At 40.6% G+C, this 17152-nt stretch carries 13 protein-coding genes; 5 read left to right on the top strand and 8 right to left on the bottom strand.

Annotated elements, in window-relative coordinates; all coding sequences use genetic code 11:
* Positions 1-13: 13 nt before the first annotated feature.
* A complete protein-coding gene (locus tag H6G59_RS15335; protein WP_190715814.1) occupies positions 14-2230 on the bottom strand; it encodes a cation:proton antiporter in 2217 nt (738 codons plus the stop codon).
* Positions 2231-3078: 848 nt separating this feature from the next.
* On the opposite strand from H6G59_RS15335, the gene H6G59_RS15340 reads away from it, so the two are divergent.
* Positions 3079-4773 (top strand): ABC-F family ATP-binding cassette domain-containing protein, encoded by a 1695-nt coding sequence (locus H6G59_RS15340; RefSeq protein WP_190715817.1) that lies wholly within the window; start codon positions 3079-3081, stop codon positions 4771-4773.
* A gap of 241 nt (positions 4774-5014) precedes the next feature.
* Here H6G59_RS15340 and H6G59_RS15345 read toward each other — a convergent pair whose 3' ends face one another.
* On the bottom strand, positions 5015-5632 hold the full coding sequence (locus tag H6G59_RS15345) for a Uma2 family endonuclease (RefSeq protein ID WP_190715820.1): 618 nt from the start codon (positions 5630-5632) through the stop codon (positions 5015-5017).
* A 150-nt stretch (positions 5633-5782) separates the two neighbouring features.
* Positions 5783-6100 carry a helix-turn-helix domain-containing protein gene (locus tag H6G59_RS15350; protein WP_190715822.1) on the bottom strand — a complete coding sequence of 106 codons (318 nt, stop codon included), beginning with the start codon at positions 6098-6100 and terminating at the stop codon, positions 5783-5785.
* 110 nt (positions 6101-6210) lie between these two features.
* Here H6G59_RS15350 and H6G59_RS15355 point away from each other — a divergent pair, with 110 nt between their 5' ends.
* The 4 genes from H6G59_RS15355 (at position 6211) to H6G59_RS15370 (ending at position 10749) form a co-directional block, all read left to right on the top strand.
* Positions 6211-7659, top strand: a complete 1449-nt coding sequence (locus H6G59_RS15355) for a hypothetical protein (protein WP_190715824.1) — start codon at positions 6211-6213, stop codon at positions 7657-7659.
* 190 nt (positions 7660-7849) lie between these two features.
* On the top strand, positions 7850-9448 hold the full coding sequence (gene gpmI / locus H6G59_RS15360; RefSeq protein WP_190715826.1) for a 2,3-bisphosphoglycerate-independent phosphoglycerate mutase: 1599 nt from the start codon (positions 7850-7852) through the stop codon (positions 9446-9448).
* A 263-nt stretch (positions 9449-9711) separates the two neighbouring features.
* Positions 9712-9945, top strand: a complete 234-nt coding sequence (gene secG, locus H6G59_RS15365; protein ID WP_016952978.1) for a preprotein translocase subunit SecG — start codon at positions 9712-9714, stop codon at positions 9943-9945.
* Between the two features lie 6 nt (positions 9946-9951).
* Positions 9952-10749: a peptidase gene (locus tag H6G59_RS15370; RefSeq protein ID WP_190715828.1), complete on the top strand. Its 798-nt coding sequence runs from the start codon at positions 9952-9954 to the stop codon at positions 10747-10749.
* 308 nt (positions 10750-11057) lie between these two features.
* Here H6G59_RS15370 and H6G59_RS15375 read toward each other — a convergent pair whose 3' ends face one another.
* The 5 genes from H6G59_RS15375 to recO form a co-directional block, all read right to left on the bottom strand.
* Positions 11058-11207: a hypothetical protein gene (locus tag H6G59_RS15375; RefSeq protein WP_190715830.1), complete on the bottom strand. Its 150-nt coding sequence runs from the start codon at positions 11205-11207 to the stop codon at positions 11058-11060.
* Between the two features lie 186 nt (positions 11208-11393).
* Positions 11394-12362, bottom strand: coding sequence for an orange carotenoid protein N-terminal domain-containing protein (locus tag H6G59_RS15380; RefSeq protein ID WP_190715832.1), 969 nt, complete (start codon positions 12360-12362; stop codon positions 11394-11396).
* A 571-nt stretch (positions 12363-12933) separates the two neighbouring features.
* Positions 12934-14088, bottom strand: a complete 1155-nt coding sequence (locus tag H6G59_RS15385) for a glycosyltransferase family 4 protein (RefSeq protein WP_190715834.1) — start codon at positions 14086-14088, stop codon at positions 12934-12936.
* Positions 14089-14577: 489 nt separating this feature from the next.
* Positions 14578-16233 carry an MFS transporter gene (locus H6G59_RS15390; RefSeq protein WP_190715916.1) on the bottom strand — a complete coding sequence of 552 codons (1656 nt, stop codon included), beginning with the start codon at positions 16231-16233 and terminating at the stop codon, positions 14578-14580.
* Positions 16220-17125, bottom strand: coding sequence for a DNA repair protein RecO (recO, locus tag H6G59_RS15395; RefSeq protein WP_190715836.1), 906 nt, complete (start codon positions 17123-17125; stop codon positions 16220-16222). The genes H6G59_RS15390 and recO overlap by 14 nt, the downstream gene beginning before the upstream one ends.
* Between the last annotated feature and the right edge of the window lie 27 nt (positions 17126-17152).

The raw sequence follows: 17152 nt of genomic DNA on the forward strand, positions 1-17152 counted from the left end.
GCCGTAGGCACTATTACGAATTATGAATTATTTCTTGGGTGTTAACTTCCGGGAGTAGGGAACTCAGATGAGAGGTAACTTGACTGTAGCGACGGGTGATGAGTAGTGAAGAACGGCATTTTATTGCGAGTTCATCTGTGTATCGTCCTAGAGTTTGTCTTTCAATACCCCAAGCGCGACTGGTACCAGCAATGGTTAAATCAACATTTTCAGAGGCTGACACTACGGCTGGCATGGGTTCTGGGGCGGTGACGGTTTTGATTTCAATGCGATCGCTTACACTAGATGGTAATTGCCTAATCATCGCCTGTAGTTCATAACTTAATTCATCGTGGGCGTAATTTCCTGATAAAACTTGTAAAATCTGCAACATACAAGTATCACGATGAATAAGCAGGCGCAGAGCGAGTATGAGGGCTAAATCATCATGGATATTTGCGGAGTAGGGAACTAGTAAACTTTCTAAGCGTTCACTTCCTCTGTCTACAAATACGGCGACATCTACTGGTGCGGTGGTAAGAATTTGTCCAACTCTTCCACCTAAACGATTATTACTAAAAGCTGGACGATGCCATCCCACCAGAATTAAATCTGCTTGTTCGATTTGAGCAATCTGGGCTGTTTCTCTAGCGACATTGCTGGATATGCGAACGATGGGATGTATATAGGAGCGTATTGTTAGCGGTTCTAAGGTATTGATCAATTCTTCTAGCTGCTGGTGACGCTCGGCAATTAATCGGTTAGCCTCAGTGGGGGTACTCTCAAAACCGTAGTCTTCTTCTAATTCAATCAGACTGAGAGGATTGATAATAGCGGGCTGTCGATGGTTGAGAGCGATATCTAGGTTAGGTTGCGCCAACGCTACTGCTAATTGTAGTAAACCTTTTTGTGTACTAGGGTTAGCTACTGGTACTAAGATTCGGTAGGGTTTAACGTAAGATTCGCTACTATCTATAATATCTATATCTGTTTCTTCTTCTGTTTCTGGCTCGACTACATCTAATTTGATTAAGCGTTTTGGATATGTCCATTCCAGTAATGGTGAAGTCATAAATGTTGTCACCAAAGCCATAACTACCAGCATGGTAAACAGCAATGGTGTAATTACGCCTAACTCCAAACCAATGTTTAATACGATTAATTCTGTTAAACCACGAGTATTCATCAGCCAACCGAGGGCTGACGCTTCCCGTTTGTTAATGCCACTGAGGCGAGCAGCTATATAAGTACCAATATACTTGCCTGCGATCGCTACTCCTAAAACTAATGCACACAGCAGCCATAACTCAGGACGGTTGAGTAAACCAATTTGCGTCCGTAAACCACTGTAGGCGAAAAATATCGGTAGCAAAAAAATTAAGACGAAATCTTCAGTTTTTATGGCTAATTCTCTCACTAAATCGGCGTTTTTGGGCATGACTGCGCCTAATAGAAATGCGCCAAAAATGAGGTGAATGCCAATAAATTCGGTAATGAGGGCAGAAGCCACAACTCCCATATAAATTAAAGCCAGAACAAATTGGCTCAAACGTCCAGCGCGTTGATAATAAGTAACTAGACGTTTGAGAAACCAACGCCCGACTGTGAACATAAAACCTATGTAGAGTAGGCTTTCAATAATAGTGAGAACAGCTTTTTGATCGATGCTACCATTGCGAGCAACTGCGATCGCTACTGCCAAAATACACCATGCTGTCACATCATCGACTGCGGCACAAGTTAACGCTAATGTCCCTAAACGTGTTCCCTGTAAATTGTTCTCAGTGATAATTCGCGCCAAGACAGGAAAAGCTGTAATTGACATCGCTGCCCCTAAAAATAATGTAAAGGCGGTGAAGGAAACAGTCCCATTGGAAACCAAGGGATAAAGCAGCAAAGATAAAATCGTGGCCAGAGAAAAAGGAACAATAATGCTGATATTGGAAATCAGAACTGCTGCTTGTAAGTTACCGCTGAGATATTTGGGATTTAGCTCTAAACCAATCAAAAACATGAAAAATATTAGTCCTACCTGAGATAAAACATTCAGGAAAGGAATCGTTTCTGGTGGAAAAACACTAGCTGCTACATCAGGAGCAATAAAACCGAATAAAGATGGACCGAGCATAATCCCGGCAACAATCTCACCAATTACCAATGGTTGCTTAATTGATCGAAATGCCAAGCCTACTAGCCGTGACATGGCAATGACAATTAGCACCTCAACCAGGACTAGAATAACTGTATGCATAGTTTCCTCTCAACAGACTATCCGGGTTCCCTAAGATAATTCTTTAAACCGTGACAAAATGTCAACCTTGTTCAACATCCTTTGGGTGTATTTCCACACATTTTTTATGTTAATTATTGTTACTTATCCCGAAAAAAGAGTAAAAAATTCTACTAATTTATTGCATAGATAAACGAAAAATGACTTATACCTTAGCTATGCCAAGATAAACTAGTGTATGAGTCTTAAATTGCAATTTTTTCTTAATAATCCTTAAATTTTACTCAAAAAAGTAAACTTTTAAATTGTGACAGTCTTATACCAAATTAAGATGAAGCTGCATAGAATATTATCTTAATAAGAATTAACCGCAGATAGACGCAGTTCAAAATTAAAAATAGGACTTATGCAAGATGTGACTGAAAACATTATTCTTGTGTAGCGGTAATTCATGAATTACCGCTACTTTGGTTCTGTTTTGCGTAAGTCCTAAAAAAGTAGAAATTAAAAACAGTAGATATCAGCAGCGTTAGATTTGAGAGCAGAACAAGTCAGACAAGTGGCATAGAATTAGTCCCAATAGCTATTCAGCAATACTTACAGTGGATTGCAGGAATTACAAAATTTAAACCAAAAATTCAGGTATCAAAGGGATAAAGGACAATGCGTTTTACCCCTACTGACTGCTGACTCCCTATGGCTGACGCTTAGGCCTAAGCCTGAATTCTTCTGTCTGTCTAAATTACAGCCAAACTTTCTCCCTGATGCTCTAAAATTTCTGCTGTAAATTTGTAGTTAAATTTTGTTAAGATTAAAGACGGCGTTAGCTCTTCCTCCCAATTACCTATCCCCTACCTGAGAGACACTTCATGCTGCGATTAGAACATATAAGTAAAATTTATCCTACAGGCGAAGTTCTTAAAGATATCAACTGGGAAGTCAAACCAGGCGATCGCATTGGCTTAGTCGGTGTTAACGGTGCGGGAAAGTCCACACAACTGAAAATCATCTCTGGGGAAATGGAACCCACCGCCGGTGAAATCATTCGTCCTAACAGCTTACATATAGCTTATCTCAACCAAGAGTTTGAGGTAGACCCTACCCGTACTGTGAGAGAAGAATTTTGGACGGTGTTCAAAGAAGCCAACGAAGTACAAATGGCTTTAACTCACATCCCGCAAGAAATGGAAACAGCGAATCCAGATGAATTGGATGAACTAATCCATAAATTAGATCGCTTACAGCGGCAATTTGAAGCGTTAGATGGCTATAACTTAGATGCTCGCATTGGCAAGATTTTACCAGAAATGGGATTTCAGGTAGAGGATAGCGATCGCTTAGTAAGTGCTTTTTCCGGTGGTTGGCAAATGCGGATGAGTTTGGGTAAAATCCTTTTACAAAAACCAGACTTATTACTGCTGGACGAACCGACAAACCATCTAGACTTAGAAACCATTGAGTGGTTAGAAAATTACCTCAGAGGACTAATTACCCCAATGGTGATAGTGTCCCATGACCGGGAGTTTCTTGACCGCCTCTGCAATCAAATTGTCGAAACTGAACGCGGTGTTTCTAGTACATACCTCGGTAATTACTCCTCATACCTACAACAAAAAGCTGAAAATCAATCAGCACAACTAAGTGCCTTTGAACGTCAGCAGAAGGAAATAGAAAAACAGCAAACCTTTGTAGACCGATTCCGCGCTAGTGCAACCCGCAGTACCCAAGCAAAAAGCCGGGAAAAACAACTAGACAAAATTGAACGCATCGAAGCACCGACAGCCGGTGTAAGAACTCTACATTTCCGTTTTCCCCCTGCACCTCGCAGCGGTCGGGAAGTGGTGGAAATTAAAGATTTGACCCATATTTATGGGGATAAAATTTTATTTTTGGCGGCAAATCTCTTAATTGAAAGAGGAGATAGAATCGCCTTTCTCGGTCCTAACGGTGCTGGTAAATCCACCCTGTTGAAAATTATTATGGGTGCAGAACCACCCACAGAAGGAATAGTAAAATTAGGCGATCATAACGTTATTCCTGGCTACTTTGAGCAGAACCAAGCCGAAGCATTAGACTTGAATAAAACCGTCATGGAAACTATCCATGATGAGGTTCCCGACTGGACAAACGAAGAAGTCCGCACGTTGTTGGGAAGATTTTTATTTGCTGGTGATACCGTATTTAAGAAAGTTGCCGCTTTAAGTGGGGGAGAAAAAGCCCGTTTAGCATTGGCAAAAATGCTTTTACGTCCAGCGAATTTACTCATTTTAGATGAGCCGACAAACCACTTAGATATTCCAGCTAAGGAAATGTTGGAAGAATCTTTGCAAAACTATGATGGGACAGCGATTGTAGTTTCCCATGACCGTTATTTTATCTCTCAGGTAGCTAACAAAATCGTGGAAATTCGTGATGGTGAATTCCGGGTTTATTTGGGAGATTACCATTACTATCTCAACAAAATTGCTGAGGAGAAAGAACAAGCTAAGTTAGCAGCCATAGAAGCTGAAAAAGCCGCGAAAAAAGCCGCTAAAGCCGCTAAAGCTGGTGCAAAGCGGAAGTAGGTAATATCGGCAAATGGGTATGGGTGACTGATTGTGATTCTGGCTTTCTGTCACCTATTTTTTAACTAGGAATTTACATTAGATAAAGGATTTTATGATGTTGTAGAATTTATAGATAATCAAAAAAAATATAATCAAAAAAAATTTTCTCAAACTTTTCCTGAATTAGATTTAACAGTAAAGCAAATATTGAATTTATAAGGTTAAAAATTGGATCAATTTGTTTCCTATATTCCTATATTTAGGTTACAGTAGACGCGGACGCAAAGATTTGTTTTGCAGTTAATTGCAAGTTGGGAAAGATTGAGGAAACCAGTTGATCATTGTTTTGAAACAATCGCTTTTGATACTCGTCCTCGACTAAAGTACAAATTGTAACTGTTGGCTGCTTGGTTTTGCCAATATATTCTCTACCACCAATGCCTAAATAATCTACAATCCAATATTCAGGAACAGCTAATAGGGCGTAATCTTCAACTTTGCGAGCATAATCATTTTGCCAGTTTGTACTCACGACTTCAGCAATTAGTTTAATTGATTTTCCTGATGTAATTACAGGTTCTTTTTGCCATAATGGTTCATTCATTAGTTGGGTTTGGTCTAATACGATCACATCGGGACGAAAGGCTGTGTTTGTTCCCAATAGTTTGATCAAACAGCGATGGGGGATAAAGTATGGTAAGTCATGATGATCAATTTCTACATTCAGTTTTCGCCCAATTAAAGATGATACCTGTTCATGAGGTCCTGTTGGTTCCATCTCGATTAATTCCCCATCAATAAGTTCATAGCGATCATTGTCGCCATACTGAGTAATAAATTCATTAACTGTGACTAGTTTTAGGGCTGATTGTATCATTATTATGTTTCTTGCTGATTAAATAAAGATTATTCTGGCGGTTGGAAATCGGATCTACACAAATAAAACCCATCGGCATAGATTAAAATTAGCAGATTATTCCAGCAATTGAAAACCGCAATTTCTTACTTATTTGGCAATCAGGTTAGATTAATAAATAAAACTGTCCAAACCTTTTTTACGGACTAAATGTAGTAATTTAAGAGCCGCACCTGTAGGTCGTTTTTGCCCAATTTCCCATTTTTGCACAGTTGATGAACTGATGTTTAAAATAGCAGCAAACACAGATTGGCTGACATTAAATGATTCACGAAGTTGCTTAATTTGTTGAGGTTCTAGCGGTTCAATTGGAGGTAAACACAAGCTATCAAATTCCCGTAACGTAACTTGACTCATTACACCAGCCTTGTATAGTCCTGTAGCAGTTTCATGAACAGCCTCAAGAATGGCTGACTTGTTCTTCCTCATTACAAATTACCTCTATTAATTCATTCATATTAGTTTCCTTTAACTAAAGTATATCACTTAGTGCTATAATAGGCAATTATTAAAAATGTGTATTTAGGCAAATCTTTATTATGCTTGATAACAACGATTTTGGATTAGCTTCCGCTGACGATACCTCGGTTGTGGTACTTGAACAGCTATCTTCACATCCTCAGCCAGAAGTTCGTGAGGCTGTGGCTAAAAATCCGAATACGCCTACGAAAGTGCTGCTCAAATTAGGTAAAGAGTTTCCAGATGCAATTACTGCGAACCCGGTTTTTAATCTTTTGCTGCTGGAAAATCCTGAAAGCCATTTCGTTAGGCTTTCTTTAGCGCGTAGCACAACAACCAGTGAAGACACGATCGCTCGGTTATCCGAAATCAAGGATGAGGAAATTCTTTGTGCTGTGGCTGGAAATCCAAAGACACCTCTTCACATTCTGGAAGAACTTGTAGAAAATCCGCCTGTTTTCTGCGATGACGAAAATGCTGATGAATCTGATTTTGATCGCCTCTTTACCGCCATCATACAAAATCCGAATACTTCTGAATTGTTATTGCATGAACTAGCCGAGCGTGGAAGCAGCAATGTCAGACAGGCGATCGCTCAGAACCCCAAAGCACCGTTATCCCTGCTCAATACGTTTGCAGATTGGAGAAATTTTAGGATGCATAAAGCAATTGCTCAAAATCCTCAAGCACCAAGCGCAATATTGGAAAAACTAGCGGGAGAAAATGTAAAAGAAATTCGCGATCTGGTCAAAAACCATCCAAATGTTTCCGAAACTGCGATCGCCATCATCAATTTTATCGAGGGAAAACCTGGAACATCCATCGACTTATTAGAGCGGTTAGCCAGTGATCGACGAGCCTCTGTCCGGCTATTAGTTGCCGCCCATCCCTCAACCCCTGCAAAGGTTTTAGAAAAGCTCGTCCAGGATACAGATGAAGATGTAGCCTTCAAAGCTGCAAGCCATCCCAATGCAACCTCTACCGTTCTAGAGTTTTTTGCAGAGTTCTTAGTCAAGCAACGTCAGCGAGTCTCGCCAATAAATGGAGCCAAGATTCAAGAGTGTAAAAGAACTGCGATTGAATTAGTGAGACGTTCTGACATCACGCCAAAAGTGTTAGAAAATCTGTTGAAAATGAATGAGTATGTTGTAGTGGACGCGATCGCATCATCTTTGAGAACACCACCCACTATGCTGCTCGCACTTACAGACCATCAATTTATAGACATTCATTTTTTCGTACATCTCGCTCAAAACCCCAATACACCATCAGAAGGGCTGGAGAAGCTTTATCTAAGAATTAACCAACCGCAGATGGGAAATATGATTGATTGTCTATGCGCTATTGCTGCTCATCCAAATACCCCTGTCCATTTGCTAGAAAAATTCGCAGTTGATTCCCGCGCTAGTCTCCGCGCAAAAGTTGCCAGAAATGTCAATACACCGATTTCAATTTTGGAACGGTTAAGCCGTGATTTGAACGACAGGGTTAGTTATTTTGCAAACGAAGCACTGAAGGCAAGAGCTTGATTTCAGCACCTTCTTGTAAAGATTAACACAGTTCATTGAGGACTCTGAGAAGACCCTCAGTGATGACTTAGAACTGTAAATACTTAACAAAATTTTAGATTTTAGATTTTTTCCTTCTTAAAATTAACCTCCAGAGTTGGTTAGCAATGGTATCATTCGGTTATTACAAAAAGTAAAGGGCAATTTTACTATGACCAAAGCACCTGTTGCTCCTGTGGTGCTAGTCATTTTAGACGGATGGGGCTACTGTGAGGAAAAGCGAGGAAACGCAATAGCTGCTGCTAAAACTCCCATTATGGACAGTTTATGGGCAGCCTATCCCCACACCCTCATTCGCACTTCAGGAAAAGCCGTAGGGTTGCCAGAAGGTCAAATGGGCAACTCGGAAGTTGGTCATTTGAATATTGGCGCTGGGCGAGTCGTGCCTCAAGAACTGGTACGCATCTCTGATGCAGTAGAAGATGGTTCAATAGCATTAAACCCAGCAATTGTCAAGATTTGCCAGGAAGTTCGCTCATCTCATGGCAAGTTGCATCTAGTAGGGCTTTGTTCTGATGGAGGGGTACATTCTCATCTAACCCATCTATTTGGACTAGTTGACTTAGCCAAAGAAAAGCAGCTTTCACAAGTTTGTATCCACGCCATTACCGATGGACGTGACACCCCTCCCAAGGAGGGTATCAAAGCAATTACACAGCTGCAAGACTACATAGATCAGGCTGGAATTGGGCAAATAGTAACCGTTAGTGGTCGCTATTATGCAATGGATCGTGACCACCGTTGGGATCGAGTTGAACGCGCCTACCATGTGATGACACAAGATAGCGCGGGTAATGGACTCACTGCGGTAGAAGTCTTACAAGCATCTTACGCAGAAGGCATAACTGACGAGTTTGTGCTTCCAGTTAGAATTGCCCCAGGCGCAGTAGAACCGGGAGATGGGGTAATATTTTTCAACTTCCGCCCTGATCGCGCTAGACAACTGACACAAGCCTTTGTCAGTTCCAAATTTGATGGGTTTGAAAGACAGCAAATTAAGCCGCTGTCCTTTGTGACTTTTACCCAGTATGATCCAGAATTACCAGTATCGGTGGCTTTTGCTCCCCAGAACCTGAGTAATATTTTAGGGGAAGTCATTGCTAATCATGGCTTAAAACAGTTTCGGACTGCGGAAACTGAAAAATATGCTCACGTCACCTATTTCTTTAATGGGGGATTAGAGGAACCTTGTGATGGAGAAGACCGGGAATTAGTCAGTAGTCCAATGGTGGCAACTTATGACTCAGAACCGGCTATGTCAGCACAAGCAGTGACAGATGTAGCGATCGCAGCGATAAAAAAGGGCATCTACTCCCTAATAGTGATGAACTATGCCAATCCAGACATGGTAGGGCATACTGGACAAATACCAGCTACAGTTACAGCTATTGAAACAGTTGATCGCTGTTTAGGTCGTCTCCTGGACACTATTGGCAAAGTTGGCGGTACAGCAATCATTACTGCTGACCACGGCAACGCTGAGTATATGCTAGATGATCAGGGTAATCCTTGGACGGCTCACACCACTAACCCAGTTCCCTTAATCTTGGTAGAAGGCGAAAAAGTCAAAATACCTGGATATGGTACAAATGTGGAATTGAGAAATGATGGCAAGTTAGCCGACATTGCCCCCACTATTCTGGATATTTTACAGCTTCCCCAACCAACAGAAATGACCGGGCGATCGCTCCTTAAAGCAGCAGAATACGACTTGAAACCTACTCGCACTCCTGCACAAATAGGGTTGTAAAATAGCCAGGAATTCAGAAGTAGGGGTTTAGCAATGCGCTTCACCCCTACACTATTATCTCGTTCCTGGTCTCCGACTCTTAATGCTATCATAGAGGCTCTGACTCTACTGTAACGCCCTGGCAGAGCATTCTAGAATGCATTCCCATACAGAGTATGGGAAAGAGAACAGTCTTTAAGGTTGAGCAATGCGCTTTACCCCTACAGGATTGATAAATCAAGAACTCATCCATTTTCAAACTTGTTATAAACGACATTTCTAATATGGCAATTACTAACATCGTGCAAGGTATTTGGGCATTTTCCGCTTTAGGATTAATAATCCTCGTGTTGCTGCACAGCCCTAAAGGTGATGGTATTGGTGCAATTGGTGGACAAGCTCAATTGTTCAGTAGTACCAAAAGTGCAGAAAATACATTAAATCGCATTACTTGGGCATTAGTAGTAATTTTTCTGGGTTTAACAGTGGTTTTAAGTGCCAATTGGTTGCCTAAATAAGTAAAAATGGGGAAAATCACCCAAAACCTCATATCTAAAACCCGCACAAACTTAGTTTTGCAGCGGTTATTAGCAGTCCTGACTTTAGCGATAATGACGGGACTGCTAATTATTTGTACTAACTTTCAAACTAGGGCTGTTGTAAACTCTAAATTTAGAGACGTTGCCTACAACATTTCTACAAGTTACAGTTTAGAGGAAAAGTTCATACAAAAAGTCCATCCTTTACCGTCAACCCTCGCAAGTTGGGAAAACAAGACGAACAGTGGGGATTATTTTGACAAAATCACACCTACAGAAGTTGGTTATTTAATTTGGTCAAGTTTTCCGGTAAGGGTGAAGATAGAAATACCAACAGGAATAAGTGCAGAACAGTCACAACTATGGGTTAATAATGTTCTGCAAGCTGTTCAAGAGTGGAGTGTGTATTTACCTTTGGAGGTAGTTGAGAAAGCTGAAATTGCTGATATTCAAATTTTCAGAAAAGCGCCACCTTTACAAATTGAACCTAATAGTAAAATTCCCCGCGCGCGTTCTGCTTTAACTAGCTACGAGACATACACTAATATTAATAATATTTTATTACACCGTTTTACTATTTTGTTGAGTCCTAATCAAACTGGTGAATATGCGAAAGCTGCTGCACGTCATGAACTCGGCCATGCTTTGGGAATTTGGGGTCATAGTCCCCTGCAAACTGATGTTTTGTATTTTTCCCAAGTTCGCAAACCACCTTCTATTTCGGCGCGAGATGTGAATACTTTAAAGCGTATTTATGAACAGCCTACAAGTTTGGGATGGTGAGTCAACAATTCAAAATTCAATACAGTTGTGGCGGGTGAATTTCGTCTGTTGTTAACTATATCTTCCTCAGTGCAAGTATAAATAACTGTCCATTATAAATTTATTAAAACCCTTGTGTAATCTGCTTTTTTAATGTTTAGGCTTTAGATTTGCCCGGCGGCACTAGTACACTAAGGCGGAAATATAGCTACCATTTTAAATAGGTGAAAAGCTGATGGAAGGACTTTTTTTAATGTTTAAGTTTTAATTGTAAATTCCGCCCTGTAGTATTAGTAAACTGCATCTCTATTTTCTAGAGTAATCCCAGCTTATGTAGTTTGTATATATTGATCTAGTTTCTCTAAAATTTCTACCAAATCTTCTAAAGTCAGAATTTCCTGGGATTCTTCACTGGCATGATTTGCATCGATAGAAGATTGTGTTGATTTTTTGGTGAAATATGAAATAATGGGTAACATTTTTTTGGGTTGGCTGGTTGACACTTTTAAATCTAAATGTAAATTGTGGAAAACTTGTGGAGATATTGACTTTTTTTTGATACTTTCCGCTTTCTCATAGACGGGGATTATTCTTGAATTTCGTCGTTATTCGGCCATCTATCCCCTTCTAGCTTACGCTGAAGAAGGGGAATTCCGGCGAATCTGTTAAACCCGACGCAGATTTAATAGTTCTTGAGGAGAAGCCAACATATCGATCGCTACAAAGAAAATTTTACCTTGGGGATTGATTAAAAACCGCCAAGCAATATTCATACCGACAGTCACACCGAACCAAGGAGTTTGGACTACACCAGTGATTTTCAGTTGCTTGGAACCATCTGGTTGAACTTCACAAATACCCTGTTGAGGCATCATATTCAGTCCTTGAGCTTCTTCACGCATATATTTAGCGATCGCTTCTGGACCAACAATTGGCTTTTGGAATGGAGGTTGTAGCGCACCGTCGGTAGTAAATAAAGCAACAGCCGCATCAAAGTTATCTGCATTCATAGCTTCAATGTAGCTCAATACAGCAGGTTCTGTAATCCCGTCAATCTTAACAGAGGAAATAATTGGTGTTGTACGTTGGAACGCTGGTTCTGCTACGTCTTTGGGGTAACTGCTAGGGCCTAGTTCAGAAGTATCGAATCCCATGTTGACTACGGTATTCCGCAGTACTGTGATTTGTTGACCCTGATCAAGTTTCTGGGTGGCTTCTAGCACTACTTTCACACCAGGAGACATTTGATAACCCGCTGGAATAGGAGTGACAAGTCCTTTTTTCATCAATTCTCCTAACTCATACCAGAAAGCCAGCTTGGTATTGACACTGAAGAACCCATAGGAACGGCTGATGGGAGTGTCAGCACGGCTGGCAAGATCTCGCATTACTTTTGTTTGATCTTCAGAAGACATCAGCTTAATTTGGGTTAGCAGGGTTTCTGCTAGTTGCAAACGTGCTGCTCCAGGTGCTGCGGGAGTAATTGTCTTACCCATTTCAGTGTAGGCATACCAGAGATATGCTAGTTGATCATCAACGTTAAGTTGATCGAATAGTGCGATAGTTGCTGGAATCTGACTAGGAACTTGAGTGTTAGAAAAAATACTTTGAGCGGACTGAAGAGTTAAAGCCATGAGAGAAATCTCCAATTATTATTTGTTAATTAGCTACTTTGAAATTTGCTAAGAAGGAGCTTTAAGTTGACATTTTTTTGGTAAAAAACCTGATCAACTTTCCTTATTGCAAGACTTCTATTACTACAAATGAGGTGAGACCAACCCAAAGTTCTGGTGGCAACTAAGTCGGTAGACATAGAGACCACAGCTATTATGGGGACTGTCTTACAGGTAAATCTTTAGTTGAATAGCAAAGGTATTGGTTTACCTTTGGTGATCTATAACAAAACTGTATTGGTGCAGTTTTTTTTCTTAGAGGTTTAGCCTCTATGTAAAGAACTGTAACTATATTCTTAATTTTTGTAAAGCTATTGATATTACGAATTGACATAAATACTCAAATATGTGTTAGAGATTTACTGTACTGTCTTCAGCAAATCTCCAAAGACAAATATTCCTGTCTACTTCGTCTAGACGTGGCTCCAGTTACCCTGTGGCATATTGCTACAGCCAGGGTTTAAATCCCCCACTGTATCCTTTATGTACGAACTTGGCTCTATTTTGAATTTTGAATTGTTAAGACTTGTTCCTAAGCACCCCGACTTAGCGGTACAGGTCGCTGTGCTAACATTTCTGCATAAAGTTCTTCTAGTTGAGTGATATTATTACTGAGGGTATAGCGTTCTAATACTCGTTTTGTAGCTTTTTGCCCCAACAGTGTTGTTAACTCTGGGTGGTCTTGGAACAGTGGCAAAATGGTTCTGAGTTGCGATCGCACTGTTTTCGTACTAATAACTACACCAGCACCTTTTTCTAATACTTCCCCATCTGCACCAACATCCGTAGCTATACAAGCCAAACCACAAGCCATTGCTTCTAACAGAGATAAAGATAAACCCTCTACCAAAGAAGGTAAAATAAATACATCTGCTCCCCGCAAAATTTCTATGCGGCGTTCTTCATTGGCGATAAATCCTAGCCAGATGATACCGTATTCCGCGCCATAAAACGGTTCTAAAGATGCTCTCAATGGACCATCACCCACAATCAGCAACTTGCTATGAACTCCCATCTTGGATTGCTTCCAAGCCCGCAGGAGGGATTCTACATTTTTTTCTGGGGCAATGCGTCCTTGATAAACAAACAAACGCTCGGCACCAAATTCTGCTTTAACTTGAGAAACACCAGGACAATACTTAGTGGTATCCACACCATTGGGAATTACCGCAATCTTGTGTTCTCCCACACCCATACTTGATAGCAATTCACGCTGAATTTGGGAAAAAACAATTACCCGATCATAATTATCTAAAAACGGTGCGTAGAGTTGATAAGCCAAAAATTGTGTCCCAGATATTAGTTTTGCACCCTTACCAGCAAATGGAGTGTGAAAAGTAGCAACTAAGGGCAAATTTAATTCTTGACAAATTTCTGGCAAAACAAAGTCCAGAGTTGATAGAGTCAATGAAGCATGAACTATATCTGGTTTGATTTCCCGCAGGGAGTCTTTCAATACTTTGGTTGCATTGAAAGCAGGAATTGTATAAACCTGGGACTTATAAATAAACGGCAAAGAAACTTCTTTTAAATTCGGCCATTTATCTAGTTCAGATTCTTCTTGAGCGAAGTGAAGAAAACTTACTTTGTGTCCCCGGTCTAGTGAAATTAATGCATTTGTAATTTCTCGACTGTAGGTGACATTGCCACAAAAGGGCGATTTTTTTCCAATCCAGGCTATGTGCATTCTTTGGTTAGGTGTAAAGTCAAGCGGGTTTCGGTTTGAGGTTGAGTTTATATTATTTATTTCGTAAGTATTCAGGATAGAGAATACTCCAAGTCATGAGAATAAAGGCTTTTTTAGTCAACTTTGATGATTTTGATAAAATCTCACTTCTATCTATTCTTCATTTCATAAGCATTCTGACTCCTGACTCCTGAATTCTTACTTTATTTCTTATAATTAGCTGTTTTTATCTCGTTATACTTGCTGAATTTTTAGCCATGATAAACAATACCATATCTTAGTTAAATAAAACCTATATTTAAGTCAATTAAACTAGTGTAGTTATGGCTTTGTAGATGCTGGTTTTGAGTTGTTAATTAACTAACTTGATCACAACTTAATCAACATCATGTCTATTTCACAGCAAGTATTTCATTGATTTTGGCTGGCTTAAGTTTAGCACGAAACCCAATTGTTTTATTAAGTTATTGATGATCTCAAACCTAATAGCTAATCACGGGAATTATACCAGGTTAATATACCTCCCAAGAAGACGATTGTAGCTAATCCCAAAAAGACCGCCTTTAAGCCAATAAAGGTTTCTGCTACACCAGCTAACGCCAAAGGTAGGGTGAGGGCAATATTAATCACATTATTCTGCAAACCAAAGACTTTACCCCGCATTTCCGGGGGTGTTTCTGTTTGGATAGCGGTTTGCATGGGAATACCTACCAACGAGCCAAAGACACCAACAAGGGCAACTAACAGTAATGCTGCCCATAGCTGGCTTGTGAAGACTGAAAGACCAACCAAAGATGCTGCCACGCCAAGACAACCCCAGAGACTGAGTTGCCTATAGGAGAAGCGTTGACCAAATTGACCGAGAATTGTCGCCCCTGCCGCGATACCCACCCCAGCAGATGCCAGTAAAAAGCCGAATTGGGAGGCTTTCATGTTGGGAATAATTTCTGCCATGCGAACGGCTAGAACAGTTAGGGCTGCAAAGACAGAAAATAAGATGATCAGTTGTAGTAAAGCATTACGAACCCGATGATTTTCTTTGAGGTAAGATAAACCGTCGCGCAAGTCAGAGAAAACATGAGGGAATTCGGTTTCTGGGGGGTGGGGTTGTTCATTGGTCTTGAGTAGGAATAAAATAATTCCTGCGATCGCATAACTGCCACCAACGACAATTTCTTTACCCAGTCCACCACTACCCCCAACTTGTAACCACAATTCATCAGCTATTGCTAACAGCGGTTCCCCCACAGCAAAGCCCACGATTACCGATGCCATCATCGTAGTTGTGTACAGGGAATTAGCCGAAAGTAAATTCTGCTCTTCCACCACCAAGGGAATTGCAGCCTGTTCTGCTGGTGCAAAAAACTGGGTTAGGGTAGAAACTAAAAAAGTCACTGCCAAAATGATCAGAAAACCCATCGGCAAAACTCCTACAGGTTGCCAATCTTGAGTTAACCACAGTAGGACGGGAATTGCCAAAACCAGGATACCGCGCCAAATATTCGTTGCTACCAACACAACTTTTTTTGACCAGCGGTCTACAAACACCCCAGCCACAGAACCAAACAGCACCGCTGGAATGGTAAAAACCATCATTAACGCCGACACCCAACCACTAATGCTTTGATCACTCTGTTGAAACTGACTGTTAATTAAAGCAATCATTAGCACTAGATATACTTTATCAGCCAGTTGACAGAAAACCTGACCACCCCAAAGAGCCAGGAAATTTGGGTTTTTTAATACAGGTAAAAACCCTTTTTTTTCTACATTTTCTGATGGTGATTTTCCATCTGAACCAGACCCGTTTAATTGTGATGTTTCTGGTTCGCTCGCTACTTGTAAATTTTCCTGAGTAGCATTACCTTTGCCATTAGTTTCAGGAGTTGTTAGTGATACTTCCGAGCTTGTTTCTGATTGTTTAGGAATATCAGTTAAAGGAAGTTCTGATCTGCAATTTTTATGCTGAGAAACATCTTTGGGAGAAATTTCTTGGCTATTAACTTGACTATTAGTTTGACTAACCTGAAGTTGGGAAACAGAATTAAGGTCATTGGGTGTTGTACTGTCTGATACCCTATTCTTGTTTTTAGCTTGGCTGGGTGACAGAGGCAGGATTTTTCTATCCAAATCAGACGATTGCATCATGGTTGGTGGCAAAATAGGAATCGATCAAGGTGGCAGAGCGAATAGGGCGACCAAAGTGATATTGGGCATACTGGCGCAAAATCTGCTCAACAGATAACCAGCCAGAATCTGTGGCTGCATCTATTTGTATTATCTCTGGTTGCGACAGATGTTGGAGCATGAACAGTTCTTTGGCATTCAGACGACCAGAAATCACTGGTAGGTCTTGGTGATGCACAACTGTTTCATAGCCAGGGTTAGGGAGATTGGTTACTGGTAATTGGGGACTGGGTAAATTTCTTCTTTCTTTTTCCCTTTCTTTTCGTAAACCTTCCCAAGCCTGTAAACAAACCGTTCCCCCCGCAGGAACACTAAATCCTACTTTCCAATTAGGGTTTGTTAAGTCGGGGATGAGGGGAAGCTGGGTTAAGCAACAAACTTGGACTTGCGGCGTTAATCCTGCTAAAGATAAAAGATGAAATATTCCTTGAGCTAGATGTGCAATTACATCTAATCCTTCTGTTTTAGGTAAACTTTCCAACCGCTGAAGATGTTCATTAAATAATTCATAAAGTTCTTCTTGGGGTTGTTCGCTTAAAGCCTGACACAAGACTATTTCAGCTAAATATTGACTAGCAGCTAATTTTCCTAAGTCTTTGGTTAGACCTGGATAGGTTTTTATAGTTTGCGCTTGAGTAATTGTATCTAAATTTCGTCCTTGGGAAATCAGTAATTCATTGACAATAAACATCCCACTTCTACCACCCAAGCTGGAGCTATGCTTACGCGCCCCAGGAGCAACCGCCCGAATCAAACCGAATTCTTGGGTCAAAATTGTGACTATTTTATCCGACTCGCCGAGCGCCTGAGTTTTGAGATTAATGCCAGTTGCTTTATAAGTTCTACTCATTACTCATTATTTACTTAGTCATTAGTC

Source organism: Anabaena lutea FACHB-196 (assembly GCF_014698305.1).
In the GTDB taxonomy this organism is placed as follows: Bacteria; Cyanobacteriota; Cyanobacteriia; order Cyanobacteriales; family Nostocaceae; genus Anabaena; species Anabaena lutea.

Excerpts from the sequence above, each read along its gene's own strand:
- H6G59_RS15335 (WP_190715814.1), bottom strand. The coding sequence starts at position 2,230 with ATGCATACAGTTATTCTAGTCCTGGTTGAGGTGCTAATTGTCATTGCC.
- H6G59_RS15340 (WP_190715817.1), top strand. The coding sequence starts at position 3,079 with ATGCTGCGATTAGAACATATAAGTAAAATTTATCCTACAGGCGAAGTT.
- H6G59_RS15345 (WP_190715820.1), bottom strand. The coding sequence starts at position 5,632 with ATGATACAATCAGCCCTAAAACTAGTCACAGTTAATGAATTTATTACT.
- H6G59_RS15350 (WP_190715822.1), bottom strand. The coding sequence starts at position 6,100 with ATGAGGAAGAACAAGTCAGCCATTCTTGAGGCTGTTCATGAAACTGCT.
- H6G59_RS15355 (WP_190715824.1), top strand. The coding sequence starts at position 6,211 with ATGCTTGATAACAACGATTTTGGATTAGCTTCCGCTGACGATACCTCG.
- gpmI (WP_190715826.1), top strand. The coding sequence starts at position 7,850 with ATGACCAAAGCACCTGTTGCTCCTGTGGTGCTAGTCATTTTAGACGGA.
- secG (WP_016952978.1), top strand. The coding sequence starts at position 9,712 with ATGGCAATTACTAACATCGTGCAAGGTATTTGGGCATTTTCCGCTTTA.
- H6G59_RS15370 (WP_190715828.1), top strand. The coding sequence starts at position 9,952 with ATGGGGAAAATCACCCAAAACCTCATATCTAAAACCCGCACAAACTTA.
- H6G59_RS15375 (WP_190715830.1), bottom strand. The coding sequence starts at position 11,207 with ATGTTACCCATTATTTCATATTTCACCAAAAAATCAACACAATCTTCT.
- H6G59_RS15380 (WP_190715832.1), bottom strand. The coding sequence starts at position 12,362 with ATGGCTTTAACTCTTCAGTCCGCTCAAAGTATTTTTTCTAACACTCAA.
- H6G59_RS15385 (WP_190715834.1), bottom strand. The coding sequence starts at position 14,088 with ATGCACATAGCCTGGATTGGAAAAAAATCGCCCTTTTGTGGCAATGTC.
- H6G59_RS15390 (WP_190715916.1), bottom strand. The coding sequence starts at position 16,233 with ATGCAATCGTCTGATTTGGATAGAAAAATCCTGCCTCTGTCACCCAGC.
- recO (WP_190715836.1), bottom strand. The coding sequence starts at position 17,125 with ATGAGTAGAACTTATAAAGCAACTGGCATTAATCTCAAAACTCAGGCG.